At 46.6% G+C, this 17,888-nt stretch carries 16 protein-coding genes and 1 tRNA gene; 9 read left to right on the forward strand and 8 right to left on the reverse strand.

Annotation, left to right across the window (positions count from 1 at the left end; all coding sequences use genetic code 11):
* The first annotated feature begins 165 nt into the window (after nt 1–165).
* From OSC7112_RS25635 to OSC7112_RS25645, 3 genes are all read left to right on the forward strand, one after another.
* The gene (locus tag OSC7112_RS25635) at nt 166–1,212 is read left to right on the forward strand and encodes a M42 family metallopeptidase (protein WP_015178621.1); all 1,047 of its coding nucleotides are present in this window, start codon (nt 166–168) and stop codon (nt 1,210–1,212) included.
* An 84-nt stretch (nt 1,213–1,296) separates the two neighbouring features.
* Nucleotides 1,297–1,369 (forward strand) — tRNA-Glu (locus OSC7112_RS25640).
* 269 nt (nt 1,370–1,638) lie between these two features.
* The gene (locus OSC7112_RS25645; RefSeq protein ID WP_015178622.1) at nt 1,639–2,670 is read left to right on the forward strand and encodes a PDDEXK family nuclease; all 1,032 of its coding nucleotides are present in this window, start codon (nt 1,639–1,641) and stop codon (nt 2,668–2,670) included.
* A gap of 146 nt (nt 2,671–2,816) precedes the next feature.
* On the opposite strand, the gene OSC7112_RS25650 is transcribed toward OSC7112_RS25645, so the two are convergent.
* The 6 genes from OSC7112_RS25650 to OSC7112_RS25685 form a co-directional block, all read right to left on the reverse strand.
* On the reverse strand, nt 2,817–3,935 hold the full coding sequence (locus tag OSC7112_RS25650; RefSeq protein WP_223300691.1) for a glycoside hydrolase family 1 protein: 1,119 nt from the start codon (nt 3,933–3,935) through the stop codon (nt 2,817–2,819).
* A 197-nt stretch (nt 3,936–4,132) separates the two neighbouring features.
* On the reverse strand, nt 4,133–6,016 hold the full coding sequence (locus OSC7112_RS25655) for a glycoside hydrolase family 2 protein (RefSeq protein ID WP_015178624.1): 1,884 nt from the start codon (nt 6,014–6,016) through the stop codon (nt 4,133–4,135).
* A 221-nt stretch (nt 6,017–6,237) separates the two neighbouring features.
* Complete coding sequence (locus OSC7112_RS25660) at nt 6,238–6,594, reverse strand: STAS domain-containing protein (RefSeq protein ID WP_015178625.1); 357 nt, start codon at nt 6,592–6,594, stop codon at nt 6,238–6,240.
* A 104-nt stretch (nt 6,595–6,698) separates the two neighbouring features.
* Nucleotides 6,699–7,928, reverse strand: coding sequence for a UDP-galactopyranose mutase (glf, locus tag OSC7112_RS25665; RefSeq protein WP_015178626.1), 1,230 nt, complete (start codon nt 7,926–7,928; stop codon nt 6,699–6,701).
* A 135-nt stretch (nt 7,929–8,063) separates the two neighbouring features.
* The gene (locus OSC7112_RS25670; RefSeq protein ID WP_015178627.1) at nt 8,064–9,365 is read right to left on the reverse strand and encodes a glycosyltransferase family 1 protein; all 1,302 of its coding nucleotides are present in this window, start codon (nt 9,363–9,365) and stop codon (nt 8,064–8,066) included.
* An 835-nt stretch (nt 9,366–10,200) separates the two neighbouring features.
* Entirely contained in the window at nt 10,201–11,238 is a 1,038-nt protein-coding gene (locus OSC7112_RS25685; protein ID WP_015178630.1) for an aldo/keto reductase, read from the reverse strand.
* A gap of 531 nt (nt 11,239–11,769) precedes the next feature.
* Here OSC7112_RS25685 and OSC7112_RS25690 point away from each other — a divergent pair.
* Nucleotides 11,770–12,171 (forward strand): CO2 hydration-associated protein CupS, encoded by a 402-nt coding sequence (locus OSC7112_RS25690; RefSeq protein ID WP_041623476.1) that lies wholly within the window; start codon nt 11,770–11,772, stop codon nt 12,169–12,171.
* A gap of 116 nt (nt 12,172–12,287) precedes the next feature.
* Here the strand turns inward: OSC7112_RS25690 and OSC7112_RS25695 are convergent, their stop codons facing one another.
* Nucleotides 12,288–12,518, reverse strand: coding sequence for a hypothetical protein (locus OSC7112_RS25695; protein ID WP_041622741.1), 231 nt, complete (start codon nt 12,516–12,518; stop codon nt 12,288–12,290).
* Between the two features lie 112 nt (nt 12,519–12,630).
* Between OSC7112_RS25695 and OSC7112_RS25700 the strand changes: the two genes are divergently transcribed.
* Together OSC7112_RS25700 and dtd are read left to right on the forward strand one after the other, a co-directional pair.
* On the forward strand, nt 12,631–13,761 hold the full coding sequence (locus OSC7112_RS25700) for a CobW family GTP-binding protein (RefSeq protein WP_015178632.1): 1,131 nt from the start codon (nt 12,631–12,633) through the stop codon (nt 13,759–13,761).
* Between the two features lie 177 nt (nt 13,762–13,938).
* Entirely contained in the window at nt 13,939–14,394 is a 456-nt protein-coding gene (dtd, locus tag OSC7112_RS25705) for a D-aminoacyl-tRNA deacylase (RefSeq protein ID WP_015178633.1), read from the forward strand.
* A 309-nt stretch (nt 14,395–14,703) separates the two neighbouring features.
* Here the strand turns inward: dtd and OSC7112_RS38625 are convergent, their stop codons facing one another.
* Entirely contained in the window at nt 14,704–14,850 is a 147-nt protein-coding gene (locus tag OSC7112_RS38625) for a hypothetical protein (RefSeq protein ID WP_190274268.1), read from the reverse strand.
* 64 nt (nt 14,851–14,914) lie between these two features.
* On the opposite strand from OSC7112_RS38625, the gene OSC7112_RS25710 reads away from it, so the two are divergent.
* The 3 genes from OSC7112_RS25710 (at nt 14,915) to OSC7112_RS42215 (ending at nt 17,736) form a co-directional block, all read left to right on the forward strand.
* Nucleotides 14,915–16,150, forward strand: coding sequence for a HetZ-related protein (locus OSC7112_RS25710; RefSeq protein WP_015178634.1), 1,236 nt, complete (start codon nt 14,915–14,917; stop codon nt 16,148–16,150).
* Nucleotides 16,151–16,824: 674 nt separating this feature from the next.
* On the forward strand, nt 16,825–17,391 hold the full coding sequence (locus tag OSC7112_RS42210; RefSeq protein ID WP_317623919.1) for a PRC-barrel domain-containing protein: 567 nt from the start codon (nt 16,825–16,827) through the stop codon (nt 17,389–17,391).
* 9 nt (nt 17,392–17,400) lie between these two features.
* Nucleotides 17,401–17,736 carry a YsnF/AvaK domain-containing protein gene (locus OSC7112_RS42215; protein WP_317623960.1) on the forward strand — a complete coding sequence of 112 codons (336 nt, stop codon included), beginning with the start codon at nt 17,401–17,403 and terminating at the stop codon, nt 17,734–17,736.
* The last annotated feature ends 152 nt before the right edge of the window (nt 17,737–17,888 follow it).

Here is a 17,888-nt window from a genome sequence, read left to right on the forward strand (position 1 = left end):
CTGAAGGCGAGAGTTTTAGTCAACCAATTCGGCTGATGAAGAGTTTGTTGAGAATGCGCTAGATCTGATTACAGAGAGTTAGTTTTTTGTTCATAAGAAGAGTAAAGTAAGAGTAAATATGGTTTAATATATGTCAAAATGCGCTTCAAAACACGGAATTGAAAAATGTTAGAGTTCGATCGCCTGTTCCAAACAATCGAAGAATTAGTAATGCTGCACTCACCCAGCGGTGCGGAGTCGGAAATTAACCAGCGGTTGATGGAAAAATTCGCCGCTTTGGGAGTGAATGCTTGGGTCGATCGCGCGGACAATGCGATCGCCCTAATTAAGGGTCGCAATCCCGAAAAGTCGATCGCCATTACCGCCCACAAAGACGAAATTGGCGCCCTAGTTAAAACAATAGGCGAGAGTGGCCGCGTGGAAGTCCGCAGATTGGGCGGCGCATTTCCTTGGGTTTACGGCGAAGGCGTGGTGGATTTGCTCGGAGACAAGCAAACAATTAGCGGCATTCTCAGCTTCGGTTCCCGCCATGTTTCTCACGAATCTCCTCAGAAAGCTCAGCAGGAAGATGTTTCTTTAAAGTGGGAAAATGCCTGGATTGAAACTAAGTGTACCGCCGAGGAATTAGCCGAGGCCGGAATTCGACCGGGCACGCGGATGGTGGTGGGAAAGCACCGCAAGCGCCCGCTGCGGTTGAAGGACTGGATCGCGAGCTACACTCTGGACAACAAGGCTTCAGTGGCGATTTTGCTGGCTCTGGCGGAATGTTTGAAAGAGCCTGCGGTGAATGTTTATTTGGTAGCGTCGGCGAAGGAGGAGGTTGGGGCGATCGGAGCTTTGTATTTCACCCAGCGCCAGCCGTTGGACGCGCTGATCGCTTTGGAAATTTGCCCTCTGGCGCCGGAATACCCGATTCTTGACGGCGAAAACCCGGTTTTGCTGGTTCAGGACGGCTACGGAGTCTACGATGAAGGATTGAACGCCCAATTGCGCGCAGCAGCCGCAGCAGCCGATGTAGAGGTGCAGTTGGCGGTAATTAGCGGTTTTGGGAGCGATGCTTCGATCGCCATGAAGTTCGGCCACGTAGCCCGCGCCGCTTGTTTGGCTTTCCCCACCCAGAACACCCACGGCTTTGAAATTGCTCATCTCGGGGCGATCGGCAATTGCGCCGCCATCCTCAAAGCCTACTGTGACGAGCTTTCGGGCGAGTAGAAAAAAAACTTTCGCAAAGTGGTTGACAGATTGGGAAAGATTAGTTAAGGTAATAAAGGTGCGGAACACAAGCAAACGCGACGCGCCCCCATCGTCTAGAGGCCTAGGACACATCCCTTTCACGGATGCGACGGGGATTCGAATTCCCCTGGGGGTATTGAAAATTTAAGTCTGATATCAAACTGATATCTAGTATGTGGGGTGGGCATTTTGCCCGCCCTTATTGCTTTAGGACTTAGGCACGGGTAGCCAAAAACCGGGTTTTTGCTGAGAAGACACGTGAGAGCCCGCAGCAACAGCAAAAACGGGCTTTATTTAGTTTGGTTTCTGGTGCATCGTTGAGCGATTTACCCCGGATTATTGAGCGGATACATAGGCTCAATATAGTTGAACACTTAGACAGCTAATAGCAGCAAAGGGAGTGCGATGTACATACCTGTTACTTTCGACCACAGCGGCATCCAAAGGAACGAAGCAATAGAAATAAAAGTTAGAAACTTTAAAGACTTAAACTTACAGGAAAGACATATTGAAGAGTTCTTACGCAAAAACATTAATTTGCTCTTTGGGGATGACCAAACTCTTCTAGTTGTAGGTCAACAAGTTCGTAATGCGAGTAACGGGATTAGCGACTTAACTGCCATTGATGCAGATGGCAATATTGTTCTAATCGAGATTAAACGCGACGAACAAGACATCAAAGCCAGAAAAGAACCTTTTGAATCTCAAGCTATCAGGTATGCCGCGAGTTATGCCAAAATTTCTACACCTGAATCCCTTGTAGAGTTGGTCTATAGTTCGTATATCGATATCCACAAAGATGAGTATGAATTAGGTGATTTGACTCCTAGTGAAAAAGCGAGACGAGAGTTAAATAAATTCTTGTCAAGCAATGACGCACTCAAAACCTTTAACAAAAAACAACGAATAATACTTATAGCCTCATCCTTTGATGAGCAAACCCTTTCTGCTGTTGCTTGGTTGATTGCAAATGGGGTAGACGCAATCTGTCTTAAGATCACTCCTGTTTTTATAGGAGAGCAAGGTTTTTTGAGGATTGAGAAACTTTTGCCTCCGCCACAACTGGATGATTTTTACGTGGGTTTAGCCGGAGAATGTTCTACAATCAAGGAAGAAATTATATCCACTGATTCGGGCTTTAATAGAACTTGGCTACCTCGAATGGACCAGTTGTTTGAGTGGGAATTAATCAAAGCTGGGGATAGCATTGAAATTAAATATTTTGAAAGCTCTGAAGCTATAATAGTCGATCCGACATTTGTCGTATTTAATGGGGAAGAAATCTCCTATAATAATTGGGGAAAGAAAGTTACTGGTTGGTCTTCTATAAGTATTTATGAATGGGCAGTGCTTAGTTCGACTAATAGAACCTTACATGAACTAAGGAAGGAAAAAATGGCAGAGTTGGAAGCCAAAGGCAGTCCCTGGGAAGAATGAGACCAGCGGTTGTAGAGCTATTTGCTTTCTTGAAGCAGCTCAAGGCTTTTTTCGGATATGGCAGTCGATCGACCGGACACGATGTCAGACTATTAATTAGATTAACAGCTTAAGGTGCGCCGAAGCGCACCCTACAGAAGCAATTATCAATCCTGCAACTTCAACAAAGGTTCAATCTGCTGCCTTTGAAACTGCAATTCATCCGCCAAAGGCTGGTAAATTTCTCGATCGCCCGATTCATTGCAATAATCCCACAAACCATTGTAACAGTGCCTGTCGTCGTCCCAACCCGGATGGTTAACAATCGGATACAAGCAGATTCCCTCTATCGGAACTCCTGCTTTCATCGCCGCCATTACCTCACTGCACACATAATTAAACCAGACAGGTCTAAAATCGTCTTCAGTGCCTGTTTCAGCGATGAATAAGGGGCGGCGGTAGCGCTCAAACACTTCTTGCAGCATTTCACGAAACGGGCGGTACAGCGGATCGGTGTATTTCATTGGGTCTTCATTGTGAATCCACTGATTGCGATCGTAATAATTCACCCCAATAATATCGAGATATTTTTCCTTACCGCCGAGTTCCGGGCGAAAGCGTCCCGCCAACATATCCCAAGCTTGATATTGAGATAAGCGATAACCTTCCGCCGCGTCCCGATCCTCCGGTTTGTCAGGGTCAGCAATAATGTTAATTGTGGGGTCGATTTGAACGATCCGGGTGCGGGGATTTACTTCCCAAACAGATTCTATCGCTGCGATCGCAGCTTTGATTAACTGGACTTTTAGCTCGTCTCCCCGCCCTTTTGCAAACGGATTGATGTAGGCGACATCGCCGCCGGCCCAAGCAATAAATGAAATTTCATTGACAGGTGTTACGAAAGGTGTTTGGTCTGTTTCCTCAGTTAGCACTTCCATAAAAGCGCGCACCATGTTTGCAAACCTGGACACAAATTCGGGACTGAAAATATCAATATCGTCTGGCCAGCCGTAGTGAAACAAATCCCAAATTACCTGCATTTTCATGTCGCGGGCGGCGCGGATGATGGGCAGGGAACTGGAAAAATCGTATTTTCCGGGCGACTGTTCAATTAAGTGCCAGCGGAGGCCTTCGCGGACTGTGTAAATGCCTTGATCCTGCAAGCGTTGGTAGTCGGCGACTGCAAATTTATCGTGACCGGTGGCGGCTGTGACATCGAGGCGTTTTCCAGATTGCAACCTGTGGGTGGAACATTCAAATCCGCCCATGAAAAAACTTTGAAACATCAATCGGATGGGTAATGGGTAATGGGGCATTGGGAATTGGGCATGGGGAATTGGGCATGGGGCATTGGGCATGGGGCATCGGGCATCGGCCCGCGCAGGGCATTAGGAATTTAGAAATTGGTAATTGTTAGCAATTAACTAATAACTAATAACTAATAACTAATAACCGATGCCGCTGCCCCATTCCCCATGCCCAATTAGCATTGAGTAATAGCTTGCGGCTGTGAACTTTCTTCGGGAATATCCCAGCCGAGAGTTGCCGCCGCGATCACCTCTAAGGGAAACTTGGGAGTGCGATCGGCATACAGCAAACCGTTAGCTTCTTGGTAAGTATCGGTTAACTGCGTGTAACAAAATCCGCTGAACATTTCCACTCGGTTTACCACCTTCAACAGCGCGCTGTAGCGCCTTTGGAGTTCCAGCGTGTCCTCCGCGCGCACGTAGCCCCAAACCCTGAAAAAATCGGGGTTTTCGCGACCGGCGCAGGCGATGCCACCGAATTCTGTCAGCATCACCGGCTGTCCTTGGTGGGGGTGGCCGTCGAGGGTGAGGACTCGCCCGCCGGGACGCCCGCGATCGAACAAATCGGCTAGCTGGACTTCGGGCCCGTAGCGCTTGGCTAGGGTTTGCGGGTTGTTGTCGTAGTCGTGAATTGCCAGGATGTCGGTATCGATGCTTTCCCAGCCGTCGTTACCGATGACGGGGCGAGTCGGATCGAGGGTTTTGGTCAAGAAATACAGCGCTTGCACGTAGTTGCGGTGGGCTGCGGCTTCGACTAAATTCGGAACTCCCCAGGATTCGTTGAACGGCACCCAGACTACGATACAGGGGTGGCTGGTGTCGCGCTCGATGACTTCCGTCCACTCCCGCGTCAGCCGTTGCACGGCTTTGGGAGTGAAGCGGTAGGCGCTGGGCATTTCTTCCCAAACTAAAAGCCCCAGCACGTCAGCCCAGTACAAAAATCGGGGGTCTTCGATTTTTTGGTGCTTGCGGACGCCGTTGAAACCCATTGCTTTGACTAATTCGACATCCTGCCGCAAAGCTTCGTCGTTCGGGGCAGTCATCATGGTGTCGGGCCAGTAACCTTGGTCGAGCACCAGCCGCAAATAGTAGGGGCGGCCGTTTAGCATGAAGCGATCGCGCTGGATGCTGACCGTCCGCATGGCGGTATAAGATTTAACCTCGTCGAGCAGTTTGCCGTCGGCCCACAACTGCACTTGAGCGTTGATTAATGTCGGTTTTTCGGGACTCCACAGCAATTCGTTGCGGTAGTCGTCGATACCGGGGTCGGAGAGGGCGATGCGGCGGTGGATTTCGCCGTTGATGACTTCGTAGGTGTCGTTGACCAGCAGCATACAGCCGATCGACAGTTTAACTTTAATTTGGATTCCCGACTGGCGATCGCCCGCGACAAACGCTTCAAAACCGATTTCCCAGCGTTCAAACTGGGGAGTCCAGCGGATGCGCTCGATATAAGTGTGAGGCACCAATTCTACCCAGACTGTCTGCCAAATGCCGGTCGTGCGCGGATACCAAATACTGTGGGGCTCTATTTGCCAGTCTTGCTTGCCCCGCGGCTGCTCCAAATCTTGCGGGTCGTCCTGGGCCCAGACTGTCACCCGCTGGGGCCCGTTGAGGTTCACAACTGCTGTAATGTCTGCGGTGAAAGGAGTGTGTCCGCCTTCGTGTTCTATGACAAACTGACCGTTCACCCAGACGCGGGCGCGGTAGTCTACGGCCCCAAAGTGGAGGAGAACTCTGCCTTCTGTGTGGGGTACGTCAAATTCGCGTTCATACCAGCAGTTGGCGTGAAAATTCGTGTCGCCGATCCCGCTTTTTGCGGATTCTGGAGCAAACGGCACTTCTATAGTGTGAGTCCACTCAGAAATATCGATCGGCTGCACGCAGCGGCCGGTGTCATCGTAAGCAAACCTCCACTGACCGTTGAGACAAATCCAGTTGCTCCGGCGCAGTTGGGGGCGCGGATAACCTGTTTTCCGTCCTTGAACTGTCACCTTACTATCAAGAGTTGCAGACTCTTCTATCTCACAATTTTCTATTTCTCTACCTAACCAACTCATCGGCACATCTACCTGAAGTTATATATCTAGGTTAGCGACAATTACCCCGACTTTGACAAGTTTTTTGCTGATTAATTTGCAAAAGTTATGCCCATTAAAACAGCCTCATCAGAAGGCTCTCTTGTGCTGAAGTCATTAGTCAGAAGAAAAAAGAATAAACCAGGAAGAAAAAATAAGGAAGATTCTTCCTATCCCCCACTCTCCCCTCTCTCACTCTCCCTCTAGCTAGCAAGACTTTGCAAACCTCCTAACGGTTCAGTTAGCTCACTTTTGAGATAAAATTCTTCTGCAAACGGCAAACAATGAAATATTTGCTGTAGTCCCGTGAGTTCAAATAGAATTCTAACTTGTGCGCTCATGGCAGAGATCAAAAGTATACATTCGCTGTCTCTAACTAATTTCACGATCGCCACTACAGCCATTAACTCGGAATTTTTCAGGAAATTTATTTTTGAGAAATCCAGCATAATAATTTTGCCACCGCTTTCAATTAGGCGCTGTATTTCTTTCTGAAACAGAGCCAATTGAGAATTTTCCAAAACCTCATGAGACAAAACAATTTTAACTAGAACGTTCATTTTCACCTCAATGCTTGTTTTAATTATTAAATGACTTTTGATGAAAACCGAGTAAGGTGCTCTGTGGGCACCTTACCTTTTTACCCTTAACTCGCAGATTCCAGCTACTTGCTACCAGATTTGCCGTTGTGGTTGACAGCAGCGACTTCTAGAGAAGCTGCGGCTGGGCGATGGGCAACTCCCTTATTGGAGGAGCTGACATTAGAGGCAGAACCGTTAACATTTTCTACCAATTCAATCACCGGCTTGGTAGTAATTTGTGTGTAAGTTGTCAGAGCTTGAGCGACCACTTGATCCATGTTGTAATACCTGTAAGTCGCCAGCCTTCCCACGAAAGAGACTCCCGGAGTTGCATCAGCCAAAGCCTTATATTTCTTGTAAATTTCGGCATTTTCGGGACGAGGAACCGGGTAGTAAGGGTCTCCCTCAGCTTGGGGATATTCGTAGACAATGCTAGTTTTTTGATGCTCTTGTCCGGTGAGGTATTTAAACTCGGTGCAGCGAGTATATAAATGCTCGTTGGGGTAATTTACCACCGGTGCTTCTTGGTGTACGGGTACGTTCAGCGTTTCGTGCTTAAATTCCAAGGAACGGTAAGGAAGTTTGCCGTAGCAATAATTGAAATAGGAATCGACTGGCCCGGTGTAAATCATTTCTCCGTAAGGGATAAAACCCTCAATTTCCCGGTAGTCGGTATTCAGCATCACCTTGATGTTTGGGTGAGAAAGCATCTTTTCAAACATCCGAGTGTAGCCGTGCAGGGGCATTGCTTGATAGGTATCGGTGAAATAGCGATCGTCCCGGTTAATGCGAGTGGGAACGCGCGCAATCACTGAGTTGTCGAGTTCCGACGGGTCCATTCCCCACTGTTTGCGGGTGTAGTTGCGGAAGAATTTCTCGTAAAGTTCGCGACCGACTTTGCTGACAACTACATCTTCGGAAGTGCGAATGTAATCTTTTGGTTCTGCTACTTTCGCGAAGAAATCTTCTACTTCAAATGAGGTGAGATTGAGTCCGTAAAGTTTGTTTACGGTGTTGAGATTTATCGGAATTGGCAGCAGTTGACCGTCAACGCTGGCGAGGACGCGGTGTTCGTAGGGCCGCCACTCGGTGAAGCGCGAAAGATACTCGAAAACTTGGCGCGAATTGGTGTGAAAAATGTGGGGGCCGTATTTATGTACCAGGATGCCGTGGTTGTCGTAGCGATCGTATGCGTTGCCGCCGATGTGGTTGCGGGTATCAATTATCAGGACAGTTTTTCCGGCATCATTTGCTAGTCTTTCGGCAATGACACTACCTGCAAATCCGGCTCCGACGATTAAATAGTCAAACATTGAAACACCTCTGATTGTGGGTAAGGGTAAGGGTAAGGGTAAGCAATAATTGGTAATTGGACATAAAGCGAGGAGTGTTGAATGTTAATTTTTGAATCCGTAACGTGTATTTTTTTAACTTCAACCTCAACATTCCTAACTTAAAACTTTCATCTTGGCTTCGGCTTTCTGCCGTTTCTCATCGATCGCAATTTCGATCAACCCCAGCATTTCGCCCCAGGTATTGTCCCAAGAATTGTCTGCTAAAAAGGCGTCTACTTCGCTCAGCCACTTGGTGCGAACGTCCGAACTTTCGCTGAGGATTTCTTGGGCACAAGCAACGAATTCTTCAGAATTGCTAGCAATCCGAACCAAGCCCTTTTCTCCGTAGGGCCGCACCACGTCGCGGATAGGAGTAGAAATCACCGGTTTGCCGGCAGCGAGGTATTCTGGAGTTTTCGTGGGACTAATAAACTTAGTCGATTCGTTAATCGCAAAAGGCAGCATGGCTATATCCCATCCGCCAAGATACGCGGGCAGTTCTTGATAAGATTTGCCGCCGAGATAGTGGATATTGGGGTGAGTTGGCAGAGTTGCCGGATCGATTTTTACCACCGGGCCAATGATGACTAAATGCCAGTCCGGCTTTGCTTCCGCAAGGCCCGCTAGCAGTTCGATATCCATGCGTTCGTCTATGACGCCATAAAATCCCAAACGCGGGTGAGGAATGTCTTTTTGATCCGCCGGTTCTTGTGAAAGATTCCTGGCTGTCGCAAAGTGTTCTTTTTCGATGCTGCTGGGGAAGGGGTGAATGTTTGGGTGCTGGTGCTGTTTGGCTTCGTAAAGGTTGTGTCCCCCGGTAAATACTACGCTAGCGCGCTTTAATAATTGGTTTTCATTGGCTTTTAAATCCGGGTGCGCGCCTTGAAATGCTGACAGTTCATCCATGCAGTCGTAGACTACAGCTAGCGGCTTTAAGTGGCTGGTGAAACTGACAGCCATTGGTGTGTAATACCAGAGGATGTACTGGCTGATTCCGGCCGATCGAAACAAATCATCTAGCATGGCTTGCTGAGCAGTTTGTGCTGTTGCTTCGCTGATTCCTTCGCTCAGGTGCGGTACTATTACCCAGACTCCGCTTTCGTGGATGCTGACATCAAGCCACCAATCTGTAGCTGCGCTAAAAACAGGTTCTTCTACAAAGAATACGCGACGAGTTTTGGCACAACGACTCAACAGATGTTGCGGACGCTGATAGACAAAATTCCACCGCAAATGAGACAGGCAAACTAAATCTGGTGTATCTAAAGCCTCAGTTTTGGATAAGTTGGCGCGCAATGCGGGCGAGGGAGCAAATTGAGAGGGCGATTTGGCTGGATCTATAGAGGTAAATCGGATCTGCCATGCTCGCTCTTTATTGCTATAATTATTGTTGACTGAGTTTTCTGGGGGCGACATATTAGCCTCTGGAATTTGTCAAGGAAAATTTGTCAGTTAAAATTGGTCACTAGGATATATTTCTCAGGATTGTCTTACTGAAAGTAGCAAGCATAAATCTGAGAACTTTTATTGACGAGCAAGCGCCGAATTCAGTGAGCCAAACAAAGAAACTGTTTAGCTGCGGAAAAACACGCTTATCTGCTTTTTTCACAATTGAAAGTTGGAGATAAGTTAATATTGTTAGACTTGCTATTGTTGTTAAATGTAACCCAGTTTTTCGGTCTTAACTTCTATCTGAAGGATGACTTTTATCTCATGAGACACCTAGCTTGCACGCTGGGTTCAAAAGCCGTTAAAATGCCGATCGATCTTGTAAAATGACTCTTAACTGGCAGGTACGGGGTGAAAAAAGAGCGAGTTTTATTGCTTTATTTGGAGATGATAGAAAATTTGCCATCAAGTTTATGTTGCTTTTTAATTTGACAAACCTAGCCTTTTTTAAACTCATCCGATCGCTCCTAGGGAAAATTTGTATCTTAATATACAAAGCTGCACCAGAGATTTCTGACTTGCGATAGATTAACAATTGACAGTTTATGCAGTGGGGTGAAACTCACCGAAGAGCGCCTGTCTCAACAATAGCAAAGAAACCAGGCAACCGCAACAATAAACCTAAGATTTTGCGCGAGTCTGTGGCAAGAAACGAAGGTGATGACATTTGCGCTGTGGGCGTAAATTTAACCTCGCGCCCACAGCACAAATGTCAATCATCCCTCTAAGGGCGGGTTCGCCGATATCTGCGATCGAACGCCAAATATCCACGTAAACCCGCGACTAGAAAATAGCAGCAACTTTACAGTCGGCGGCTGTCAATTTTGGCGATTCCTCCTCCAAAGGCAAAATCTTGCACCGTCGAACTCTTTAAGAAATCGTGAGGGAAACCCAATTCAATTGCGCTTACTTTGTCTAACTGCTGCATTTGTTCGGGGGTTAATTTAAACTCCAAACAAGCCAGATTTTCCTGAAGTTGCGAGAGTTTGCGCGAACCCACAATCGGAATAACTTCGACTGGCTGTTGTCGCAGCCAATTTAGGGCTACTTGAGAAGCGGGTTTGCCAATTTCGGCTGCTATTTTGCTAACTTCGCCAGCAATTTTGAGGTCTCGTTCGTTAATTGTTCCCGATTCAGGTGAATTCAGCCGTTTAGCTTCGCTGGCTGTTTCTGAAGTGTTGTATTTTCCTGTCAGCAAACCGCTTGCTAGGGGGCTCCAAGCTGTGACTCCAATATCAAAGGCTTTTGCCATAGGGATCAAATCCCGTTCGGGAGTTCGCTCTTTTAAAGAATACTCGATTTGCAAGCCGATAAATGGTGTCCAACCGCGCAGATGGGCGATCGTATTTGCTTGAGAAATAATCCAAGCCGGCGTATTAGAAATGCCGATATAAAGAACTTTGCCGGCGCGCACCAAATCGTCAAAAGCGCGCATTACTTCTTCGACTGGTGTGGTAAAATCCCAAGCGTGCAGCCACAGCAAATCTATGTATTCAACTTGCAATCGCTTCAAACTTGCTTCTACTGCTTGTACCATATTTTTGCGGTGGTTGCCGAAACCGTTGATTTCGCCATTTTTCATGTTGAGGCTATACTTAGTGGCAACTACCCATTTTTCGCGATCGGCTGCGATGAACTCGCCGACATATTTTTCGCTAGTACCGTTGGTGTAGAGATTGGCGGTATCAATGAAATTGCCGCCCGCTTCTGCAAAGGCGTCGAACATTTTACGGCTTTCGTCGTAGGAACCGCCCCAACCCCACTCTTCCCCAAAAGTCATGGTTCCGAGGCAGATTTCCGAAACGCGAAGTCCGCTGTGACCTAGTAGTTTGTATCTCATGTCACCCTTCCGCTAGTTAGTGGTTGTTAACAGTTTAGATCGGGATTTCCCACACTGTTGCCATAAGTCGGGGTGACGGGCTTTTGTAATGTGTTAAGCTGTTGCGGCCTTGAAATTCTATATCAAAAAAAATTAAAGTCTTGTGGGGTGGGCCTATGAGCCCGCGGAGAATATACAATTTAAATGCGCGACAGCTTAGCGCTATGCCGGATGTTGAATGTTTGACCAAGTTAATCAAAATGTCGTAGCAGGGGCGAGGGCTCCGGGGCATTGCGCCTGCATTTAGTTTAAAAAGCGCGCAGGGGCGATCGTCTTACTAATGTATTTAGGATTACATTGCTAAATAAAAATACACTAAAACTGAAAAATAAATATCTACCTTTAGATAGGTATTTCAGGAAAGTATTTAAATAAAAAAATGCTATCTTAAATAAGCAGAAAACCAGACATAACTAGAGAAAAAATTAATGTAGCTAAATTAACTTTTTAGCGTTATAGTGATTTATAGATTACAAAAACTAGGTGACTCACTTGGCTGATATCGTTGATACCGCCGTTTCGGCAGGCTCTTTTACAACCCTAGTTGCTGCTGTCAAAGCTGCTGGTTTAGTAGATACTCTCAAAGGCGCTGGCCCCTTCACAGTTTTTGCGCCTACTGACGAAGCTTTTGCTAAGCTTCCCGCAGGTACTGTAGAAGCACTGCTTAAGGACATTCCTAAGCTCACAAAAATCTTGACTTATCATGTCGTTTCTGGCAAAGTTATGGCCGCTGATGCGGTCAAGCTGAAATCGGCTAAGACAGTTGAAGGTTCAGAAGTTAAAATTGATGCTTCCAATGGCGTCAAAATCAATGATTCTACCGTTACAACAGCCGATGTTGCTGCTGATAATGGCGTCATCCACATTATTGATTCAGTCTTGCTTCCTGCGTAAGCACAGACTTAGATAGCGCAATACTATCTTGAGGGCGGTGGCTGTTGTTAGCCACTGCCCTGTTTTCGTTGATAGTTGAGATTTAAATATTTTACGCAGCTCGATAATTAAAAGTATTATAGAGTAGCGGGAATTGGCCGATCGCACTCAGCTTGATTCGGGCCCAAATTTTTCGCTGCTGAATTTACCGGGAAAACTGGTTGCAGGCTAACTGCGACAGGTACTCTGGACAAAATTTTATCAAAAAAATCAAAAAGTGCGATCGAGTGCGTTAGCAATTGCCGATAATTAGCGGCCCAGTTATTTTGCACTATCGGGCTGATTCCCGGTTGATGCGTAGATACCATGCCACCAAACCCAACATTTCTCCGAGAAACTGGGTTTACGAGGCCTTGTCCTAATTAAGATACAATAAGAACCACAAGGAAAGTGCGATCGACGTTATTTGACATCCAAGCTATGCAATCTACAACAAATCAGCCCGAGACAGAACCGGCGATGGACGCTCCCAAACACGGATTGCCCGTTACAATCATTACAGGATTTCTCGGCAGCGGCAAAACAACCCTGCTCAACCACATCCTGACCAATCAGCAGGGTTTGAAAACAGCAGTTTTGGTAAATGAATTTGGCGAAATCGGCATCGACAACGAACTGATTGTCACCACCGACGACAACATGGTTGAGCTGAACAACGGCTGCATCTGCTGCACAATTAATGAAGATTTAGTTAATGCAGTTTACAAAGTTCTGGAACGTCAAGAAAATCTCGATTATCTGGTAGTGGAAACAACCGGACTCGCCGACCCGCTGCCAGTAGCGATGACTTTTTTAGGCACAGAACTGCGCGATCTGACTCGTCTCGATTCGATAGTTACAGTAGTAGACGCAGCCAACTACAGCTTAGATTTGTTCAACTCTCAAGCAGCTTACAGTCAAATAGCTTACGGCGATATAATTATCCTCAACAAAACTGATTTGGTTGAAGAAGCAGATTTAGATTTGTTGGAAGTTAAGATTCGCGATGTCAAAGAAGGTGCTAGAATTCTGCGAACCGTAAAATCGGAAGTTCCCTTACCGCTAGTCCTCAGCGTGGGATTGTTTGAATCGGACAAATATTTCCAATCTGAGGAAACTCCTAGCAGTCACGACCATCACGAACATCACGAACATCACGAACATCACGAACATCACGAACATCACGACCACAGCCATCACGACCACAGCCATCACGACCACAGCCATCACGACCACTCCCACCATTTAGAAAATGACGGATTTACCTCAATTTCTTTCCAGAGCGACAAGCCGTTTTCTCTGAGGAAATTTCAATATTTCTTAGACAACCAACTGCCAATAAATGTGTTTCGCGCGAAAGGGATTATGTGGTTTGAAGAAAGTCCCAAACGGCATATTTTTCACTTGAGCGGTAAGCGATTTTCGATGGATGACGACGAGTGGAAAGGCGATCGCAAAAACCAGCTTGTTCTCATTGGTCAGGGTTTGGATACGGAGACTTTGCGATCGCAACTCGAAAACTGTCTTTGTATGCCTTCAACCAATCGCGGCAAAGGTTTTGGGAAAAACTAAAGGTTGAAAATTAAACAGAACAGACGTGCGCTGGCTAGAAACCGGGTTTTTTCGTCGAGACTTCGCGGTCAAAACCAAGATTTATCCGAGAAACCGGGTTTCTTTCGATCGTTCCTATTCAAAAGGTAAGTTTACCTTTTGATTTTTAGTTTGAAATTTAAGCATTTCTAATTTCCAATGCGAGTCATCATCCAGCGAGTCAAATCATCTCAAGTCGAAATTGACGGTCAAATTGTCGGCAAAATTGGCGGCGGACTTAACTTGCTTGTAGGTATTGCAGACACCGACACCGAAGCAGAACTCGATTGGATGGCTCGCAAATGCCTAGAATTGCGTTTGTTTCCCGACACTGCCGGGGATACCGGCCGCTGGAACAAGTCCGTACAGGACATCGGCGGCGAGTTGCTGGTTGTGAGTCAGTTTACGCTCTATGGGGACTGCCGCAAAGGTCGGCGACCTTCCTTTGACCGATCGGCAGCTCCTGAACGAGCTGAAATGTTTTATGATAAATTTGTCGAAAAGTTGCGCCAGAGCGGCTTAAAAGTCGAAACAGGCTTGTTTGGAGCGATGATGCAAGTCTCGATCGAGAATGACGGGCCGGTGACTTTGGTATTAGAGAAAGAATCAGGGTGAATTGTTTGCAAACAAAGCTCTCTGTGCTTCTTTCTTATTCCTTCTTCCTTCTTGGATAAGATCAAATTTTCAGATTAACCGGGTTTCCGAATTACTGTGCCGTAGCTTCAGAATACATTGCAGTTAGCTACACTCTGCCGAGTCTCGATTCCACAATCTCTAACGGCCAAAACCACCTCAAATAGCCAGTTATTAGATTGTCCACTCAGCGGCCTTGGAGCACCCCCATCTCAAAGAGCGATCGCCCCACCCGAATAACAGCTCAGAATGCTTGTACAGTCAGGCTTTAAGGGCAATAAAACCAATCTTCTACAGCCAGCGCTTAGAATCAGATTCAGCAGCCAAAAACTGTTGCATGAGAGAGTGGAACACTCCCATCACTACGGTTATCTCTACTTCTCTAACATTCAATGTATAGAGAGTTGAATCAGCACAGCAAGCGAAACCGCCAGCCACTGCCGCCTCACTCTCTGATAAAAGTCCTCGCACATCCGCTGTGCCCTACCACCCGATAAAGGCCATGACTGTCAAAACTGCCACCACCGTCCACTGCAACACCGCTTCTGGCTTCAACTGCATTCCGGCTACCTCCAGCGAACCAAACGCCGAAATCAATACTGTTCCCAGCATCAATATCCTCGCTTTGGCTGACTTCGCCCTCAAAGAATTGCAAGCGGAAATGAAAACTCCCAGCCGCAGCGCTCAAGCAGTGGCGATGCGGATTGCTAAGGAAGTCGAACGGATTTGCCAAAAAAGCGATCGCATCCAAATTTCCGGCGAAGTTGAAGCTTGGCAAATCACTTTGGCCGAGCACCGGTTGCAAAAAACCCTGCAATACTACCGCCTCGGTTCCAAACAAGGCCGCGTCGAACTGCATTCTCACCTCGCGGCTATGATTTACCGCCATGTTGCTTCTTTCCGCTCGAACTTGAACTTCCAAGCTCGCTACAACATGATTGAAGACTTTTTGCAAGGCTTTTACATCGAATCTCTGCGAGCTTTCCGCCGCGAACACCAACTCGATGTCACCTACCAGCCTCGCACGCAGCTAGAATTGGCTGAGTACATGGCTTTTACCGAACACTACGCCAAGCGCCAAATCGGCTTACCGGGCCGCAACCGCCAGCGCCTGATCGTGTTGCGCGCTCAAGGATTTGCCAAGGGCCAGCCTCCGGAAACTGCGATCGACATTGAAATGGCTGTAGAATCCGGCAAGGGAGAAGAAGCGGAAATGTACAGCCGCTCTCCGGCGCTGCAACAAGTGCGCGAGCAAATGGTATCGGAAACTGTCGATCCGGCTGATGCTGTGCTGCGCGATCGAGTAGTCTCGGAATTGATCGCCTATCTGGAATCGCAAAATCAGCCAGAATGCGTGAATTACTTAACTTTAAAATTGCAAGATTTTTCGGCTTCGGAAATCGATCGAGTTCTCGGTTTGTCTGCCCGCCAGCGCGACTACTTGCAACAGCGGTTTAAGTACCACGTCGAAAAATTTGCCCGCACTCAAAATTGGAAACTCGTCCACGAATGGCTGGGTGCTGATGTCGATCAAAAGCTGGGAATGACTTCGGACAAATGGGAAGAATTTCGCGCTCAACTTGCGCCCGAAATGCAGCAACTGTTAGAAATGAAGCGGAATCAAGAAAGCGACAAGGCGATCGCCACCGCCCTCAAATGCACTCCCAAACAAGTCCAAAAACGCTGGGCGCAACTGTTGGAGCTGGCTAGCCAGACTCGCAACAGCAGCCAAGCTTAACTGGTACTCAAATATGAATGCAACTGTTTTCTTGAGACTGAAAAATGCGATCGGGTGCGGCACCTGCACAGGAATGCCCGCCCCGGCGTCCGCTCTCAAATCAACCAGCGCTGCTACTTATTTATCGCCGCTTTTTGGCCAATTCAATTTATTAAAACAACATTACTTTTTTTAATATCTTTCCTTCCCTGGTTAGGCCGGGGAATTTGTTTTTATTACTCATTAGCCATCAGTCATCAGTCATCAGTTATGGAAAATTGCTTAAGAGGCGGCATTGCATATATTCATAATGAGATTTCAACATAGGGAGTAGCATAATCAAGGCCAATTTGTTCAAATGTGTTTCCCAAAAATATCTCACACAAAAGCCTATTTTTAAAGTAATAAATCATCTAGATGAAACTTTTTATCCGTTAATATACAGTATTAAAGTATAATTTATAGATTTATTGATTGAGAAAAATAGTTAAAAACCGATTGTGAAACTTGAGGGTGCGGAAGGTAGATCGAAAATGACAATTCATCTATCCAAAGACATAAAAAGATTAAAATAAATATACTCATCGTATTATTCTGTTTCACTTAATCCTTCATAATAAAGAAGCATCAAATTTGAGTTAGTTCTATCTAAAATGGGGGCATAAGTTGATGTAGATAGAAAGGGAAGGACTCGTATGTTACTTGACAAAATTGAAGAATTTAATCCCAACTACCGCGAAGTTGCTTTTAATGGCGAAGATATCAAAGGTCTGGATATCTATGCTGGAAATACACATGAGAAGATTGGCTCCATCGATACCGCGATCGTTGATGAGACAGGGCGTTTCCGATATTTTGTTGTTGACACGGGTTTCTCGATTTTTGGCAAGAAGGTATTAGTCCCAGTTGCTCTTTGTCGAGTAGAGGTTGATGCAGAACGCATCTACGCGACGGGTTTGAGGAGTAAAAACCAAGCAGAAAGACTACCCAGGTATGAGGATGGGATGGTGGTTGATTACGATTATGAAGAACAAGTGCGGGGTGTTTATCGTACTCTAACTGTAGAAGCGTCTCCACCTGTAGAAGCATCATTGCCTTTAGAAACCTCATTGCCTGTACAAGCATCTGCACCAGTTTCTATGCCGCGTTCTGTCTCTAACCAAGCTAGGGCTGCTGATTATGACCGCAACACCTACACTTACGAACAAGAGCTTCAATTGTATCAGATGAACGAGCGCGGTCATCACCAATTCCGACTCTAAGAATAACGACTGGTTGCAGAAAAAAGCCGTCATAAAGCTGGCGAGGTAGCAATTGGCAAGCGAGTAGAAACCGAAACAGCACGAGTTTCAATTCCCACAGAAAAAGAGCGAGTTGTAATTGAGAGTATAACTCCAGACAAGGCAGGTGCGCCAGTAACTCGGGATACTCCCTTCAAGCAGGAAAAGGTGATGCGTATGGAAGTTTACGAAGAAACTGCTGATATCAAAAAAGAAGCTTTCGTGCGCGAAGAAGTTAACATCAGGAAAGAAGTTGAAACGGAGACCGTTGAGGCAACGGAAACACTGCGTCGCGAAGAGTTGGACGTGAAGACGCAAGGGCGTTAGAGTGCGAATGAATTGAACAAGAGTTGGTAGTTGCGCTGTCTTCGCCCACATGAGCGTTGAAGCGCAAATACGAACCTCAACAATCACTACAACTACCAAAAAACAGGATATTTATAATGTCTAATTGCTGGCGTTTCCCGTTAATTAAGTGC

It is taken from the genome of Oscillatoria nigro-viridis PCC 7112 (genome assembly GCF_000317475.1).
Taxonomy (GTDB): domain Bacteria; phylum Cyanobacteriota; class Cyanobacteriia; order Cyanobacteriales; family Microcoleaceae; genus Microcoleus; species Microcoleus nigroviridis.

Coding starts and splice junctions, on each gene's coding strand:
- OSC7112_RS25635 (WP_015178621.1), top strand. CDS start 166: ATGTTAGAGTTCGATCGCCTGTTCCAAACAATCGAAGAATTAGTAATG.
- OSC7112_RS25645 (WP_015178622.1), top strand. CDS start 1,639: ATGTACATACCTGTTACTTTCGACCACAGCGGCATCCAAAGGAACGAA.
- OSC7112_RS25650 (WP_223300691.1), bottom strand. CDS start 3,935: ATGTTTCAAAGTTTTTTCATGGGCGGATTTGAATGTTCCACCCACAGG.
- OSC7112_RS25655 (WP_015178624.1), bottom strand. CDS start 6,016: ATGAGTTGGTTAGGTAGAGAAATAGAAAATTGTGAGATAGAAGAGTCT.
- OSC7112_RS25660 (WP_015178625.1), bottom strand. CDS start 6,594: ATGAACGTTCTAGTTAAAATTGTTTTGTCTCATGAGGTTTTGGAAAAT.
- glf (WP_015178626.1), bottom strand. CDS start 7,928: ATGTTTGACTATTTAATCGTCGGAGCCGGATTTGCAGGTAGTGTCATT.
- OSC7112_RS25670 (WP_015178627.1), bottom strand. CDS start 9,365: ATGTCGCCCCCAGAAAACTCAGTCAACAATAATTATAGCAATAAAGAG.
- OSC7112_RS25685 (WP_015178630.1), bottom strand. CDS start 11,238: ATGAGATACAAACTACTAGGTCACAGCGGACTTCGCGTTTCGGAAATC.
- OSC7112_RS25695 (WP_041622741.1), bottom strand. CDS start 12,518: ATGGTATCTACGCATCAACCGGGAATCAGCCCGATAGTGCAAAATAAC.
- OSC7112_RS25700 (WP_015178632.1), top strand. CDS start 12,631: ATGCAATCTACAACAAATCAGCCCGAGACAGAACCGGCGATGGACGCT.
- dtd (WP_015178633.1), top strand. CDS start 13,939: ATGCGAGTCATCATCCAGCGAGTCAAATCATCTCAAGTCGAAATTGAC.
- OSC7112_RS25710 (WP_015178634.1), top strand. CDS start 14,915: ATGACTGTCAAAACTGCCACCACCGTCCACTGCAACACCGCTTCTGGC.
- OSC7112_RS42210 (WP_317623919.1), top strand. CDS start 16,825: ATGTTACTTGACAAAATTGAAGAATTTAATCCCAACTACCGCGAAGTT.